The sequence below is a fragment of the Muribacter muris genome (genome assembly GCF_001038205.1).
Classification (GTDB): domain Bacteria; phylum Pseudomonadota; class Gammaproteobacteria; order Enterobacterales; family Pasteurellaceae; genus Muribacter; species Muribacter muris.
The window spans coordinates 1-3,572 of sequence record NZ_JWIZ01000112.1; the positions used below are offsets into that span (position 1 = coordinate 1).

Genomic DNA, 3,572 nt, shown 5'->3' on the forward strand with positions numbered 1-3,572 from the left:
GGAGACGGTCGGTACAGTAGAGGAAACGCCTGTAGAGCCGACTCCGTCAGAGGCTGTACCGAACACGCAAGAGCCGAGTGAAGAAAGCAGTCAGCCTGAAGCATCGGAAGAGGCGGAGAAAGAGGCAGAACAGATTGATGTGCCGACAGGCACAACGGAAGAGCTGACGGCAGAGAAGCCGGATGCAGAAGCGGAAAATAACGATAAACAGGAACACGATACATCTGAAGAACTAACAGAAAATGAGGCTGGAGGGCTTGACGCTCAGAAATTGGCAAGTATTGCGATTACACAAATTAATCACAATCAAGCGGTTAATCTTGGTCAACAGTTTGCAAAAATTAATGGTGTACTTGAATTACCCAAAAATCTTTTGAAATACCATAATCAGGAATTAATTTATCGTGTCGATGTAAAAATTGGCGATAGGACATACAGTGCTAATATCGATCACAAGACACTGACTTTTTCTTTCTCTATTGATAAAGAAGAGTTGTTACAATTACAAGGTCAACCAATTAGCTATGAATTCATAACTGCTCCTTTTGCTCAAACGCCGGCAATTAAGTACGGCAAATTTAAAATGGATCAAAATATTAACCAAAAAATTGCACTAACGAGTAATAATGTGATCTTAACCAGTGATGTTATTACAGATTCAGGAAATCGACATTACAAGATAAATCACAATATAGATAATAAAGTAACTATTGAAGGAAAAGCAGGCGGAGTTGCTAAAGCCGGAGATGAAGTCATACTGATTGTTGGCGATAATCAGCTTGTGACGACATTGAAAAATGACTACAGTTTCAGTGTTAAAGTCGATTTGAGTTGGATGAAATCGACTGATCAAATTAAAGTGCAGTTAGCTTCAGCGGATTCACAAGGTAAACATATTCTAGCGGAGTCTACGGCGGACTATGCAATGGCTTCTCAAACTAACCATTCGTTTGTTAGTGGGAATACTATGTTGCCGGAAGAACAGTTGATATATCTTATTCGTAATCTTGATTATTATGATAGTACAATGAAGGAGTTTCTACAATTTCCTGAGAGTGAAAAGGTAATGCCTTATGCTGTTAGTAAAGCTTTTAATGACGAACAGAAGTCAGCTGTTATTAAGGCGTTAGATATATTATCAAAATACACAAAGATAAAATTTGAAGAGAATCCGACTGCAGATTTTAAATTGTACATTGGCACTGGAAATTTTGATGAGAAAGTTCGTGGTTATGCCTCGTTTGAGGAAAATGCCGTTATATTAAATAGATTTATTTATAAACATTTAGATTCTAAACTCTCATTCCGAGTGATATGGCACGAAATTGAGCATTTATTAGGTGCTACGCATCCGCATGCAAAAACGAGTAAATATAAAATTGATTCGTCAGAGGATTATTATGCATTTTCAGTTATGTCTTATAACCTGCAGCATTATAATCAGGTGCCTTCTTATGATATACGTCCTGTGGATTTAATGCTTCTTCATTATTATTACGGCGTAAATAAAGCTGCTCGTGCCGGAAATGATGTTTATAGTTTTCAACCTTTTTCTATGTCTACTGCGGATGGCGGTACTTATATTTGGGATGGTGATGGTATCGATACCTTTGATGCGTCTAATGAAAAACAGGGTGTAACTGTTAATTTAACACCGGGTTCTTGGATTTATTCCGGTCAAAAGGCAGATCGTTTCTTTGTTGAGAAGCGTATTATAAGGGATAGTGCAGAAGATTTTGGGGTGGCAAGACATATCAGCTATACAGGAGAGCCTCAAATTGCCTTTGAATTTACGCAGGGGCAGGCTTTTATTGGCTTTGGTACTCAAATTGAAAATCTAATAGGTTCGGATTATGACGATATTCTGACGGGGAACAAAGCTGATAATATCATTTACGGCGGTGATGGTAATGATGTTATTGATGGCGGAGAAGGAAACGATTTTATTGATGGTGGTAGAGGTGCTGATACAATGCTAGGAGGGTTAGGCAATGATATCTTCATTGTTGATGATATTGGCGATACCGTAAAAGAAAACCTGAATGAAGGAGTTGATACTATTTATAGCTATATAGATTATCAACTACCGGATAATACCGAAAATCTATTTTTGCAAGGTGGTGCGATAAAAGGGATAGGTAATGTGCTAGATAATTACTTAAAAGGCAATCATCTCGATAATGTGCTTATTGGCGGAGAGGGAAATGATCATTTAAATGGTGCAGGAGGTAATGATATTCTCACCGGAGGAGCCGGGCAGGATTGGTTTATTTTCGATAACAGTTTGGACGGTAGTCTCGATCAAATTACCGATTTTAACCCTGCTGAAGATAAAATCGTGTTATCTAAACAGGTTTTTACGCGTTTAACCGATGATGTGCCTGTAATGGATTATATTAAATATGATAAGGATACCGGAATATTGGCTTATGCCAGTGATACTAAGGCAGCTCCCATTGCTTTTGCTCAAATCAGCAAGTATTTAGCCTTGGATCAGACTAATTTTGAATTAGTTTAAGTCATATAGTTCTTTTTATTTTAGCAGGATGCCTTAGGCATCCTGTTTGGTTTTCAAACGCTATAATATAACTTCATACCCCAAAAACTGTTGCATAAATTGGGTGATTTGCGGGGTAAAGTAATGGCGGACGTGTTGTTGTAGTTCAGGCGAAAATTTCAAGTATTGATAGCGATAGGCTATGCCGTAACTAATCGCAATAACACGGATAATGTCCAATTTGATTTGTTGTAATTTAGCGATTTGTTCATCGTCAAGGTTGGTTTGTGCTTGGGCAATCTTGTTATCGTATTTTTCAACACGGCGGAATAAATGCTGACAGATTGCGAAAATATCGGTGAAGAATTTGGCGTGTGTTAGGGTAGTGGTAATGCTATTTTCCCGTTGGCGATAACAGTAAAACTCTCGGCTGACTTCCATTACTTTGACGTCCGGTTTGGTGGTATAAACGTCCACTGTAAACAGTGCATCTTCAGCGGTTAATCCTTCTGGAAAATCAATGCCGTTTTCGGTGAGAAATGCTGTTCGGAAAATGCTGTAATGCACGCCGGGCGCCCAATCTCTGCTGAACATTCGATGTAAATGGGTTGCGCCGTCGGTGAGATCACCTTGATTATGCTGAGTAAGATGAGGTGATTCAGGCGGGCGAACGTAACTTGATTGATCATTATCGTGGTAATGTCTGCGTAAGCCGTTGAGTACATCGACTTGGTGTTGCTCCGCTAAATTGAGTAAAAGTTCGAAATCTCGTTCAATCAGGTAATCATCGGAGTCAATGAAATAGATATATTTTCCTCGTGCCATTTTTAAGCCGACATTGCGAGAAGCGGATAATCCTCTGTTATGTTGATTGACGAGTGTGATAAAGGGGTAACGGGAAAAGTAATCTTCCGCAATCGTAAGGCTACCGTCCGTTGAGCCGTCATTGATGATAATGATTTCTTTATTTACCGTTTGGGAGACAAGGCTATCTAAGCATTCGGCAAGGTATTTTTCTACGTTGTAAACGGGGACAACAAAACTTATACTAATCTGGTTGGTTGGTTGGTTGGTT

2 protein-coding genes are annotated in these 3,572 nt (G+C 39.1%); one reads left to right on the forward strand and one right to left on the reverse strand.

The annotated features are described in order from the left end of the window. Window positions 1-2,518, forward strand: a 2,518-nt coding sequence (locus RO21_RS12270) for a M10 family metallopeptidase C-terminal domain-containing protein (protein ID WP_420912001.1), incomplete at its 5' end; no start/stop codon positions are given. Between the two features lie 60 nt (window positions 2,519-2,578). On the opposite strand, the gene RO21_RS11840 is transcribed toward RO21_RS12270, so the two are convergent. Further along, window positions 2,579-3,572: glycosyltransferase (locus RO21_RS11840; protein ID WP_053067792.1), on the reverse strand; the 994-nt coding region annotated here is incomplete at its 5' end.